Raw genomic sequence first — 383 nt, 5'->3', positions numbered from 1 at the left:
CGGCGGTTCGATCCCGTCATCCTCCACCATTTAGCCGACTTAGCTCAATTGGTAGAGCAACTGACTTGTAATCAGTAGGTTGGGGGTTCAAGTCCTCTAGTCGGCACCAGAAAATCATGGCGGTTGTGGCGAAGTGGTTAACGCACCGGATTGTGGCTCCGGCATTCGTGGGTTCGATTCCCATCAGTCGCCCCATTTTTTCTTTAAATCATTAATATGCGGGTGTGGCGGAATTGGCAGACGCACTAGACTTAGGATCTAGCGCCTTTGGCGTGGGGGTTCGACTCCCTTCACCCGCACTTTTAATAAAATAACTCATACATGTCTTGCGGAAGTAGTTCAGTGGTAGAATACAACCTTGCCAAGGTTGGGGTCGCGGGTTC

Annotated in this window: 3 tRNA genes; all 3 read left to right on the top strand. The window is 50.7% G+C overall.

Annotated features, from left to right (window positions below):
- Positions 1 to 33: 33 nt before the first annotated feature.
- The 3 genes from MR113_RS27530 to MR113_RS27520 all read left to right on the top strand — a co-directional run bounded on the left by MR113_RS27530 (position 34) and on the right by MR113_RS27520 (position 299).
- A tRNA-Thr gene (locus MR113_RS27530) sits at positions 34 to 109 on the top strand.
- Between the two features lie 10 nt (positions 110 to 119).
- Positions 120 to 195: transfer RNA gene (locus tag MR113_RS27525), tRNA-His, on the top strand.
- A 23-nt stretch (positions 196 to 218) separates the two neighbouring features.
- A tRNA-Leu gene (locus MR113_RS27520) sits at positions 219 to 299 on the top strand.
- Positions 300 to 383: the final 84 nt, after the last annotated feature.

This window comes from Bacillus cereus group sp. BfR-BA-01379 (assembly GCF_022663605.1).
In the GTDB taxonomy this organism is placed as follows: Bacteria; Bacillota; Bacilli; order Bacillales; family Bacillaceae_G; genus Bacillus_A; species Bacillus_A mobilis.
Note: the sequence above shows the minus strand (reverse complement) of the source record. Positions and strands in the feature narration are given on the sequence as shown.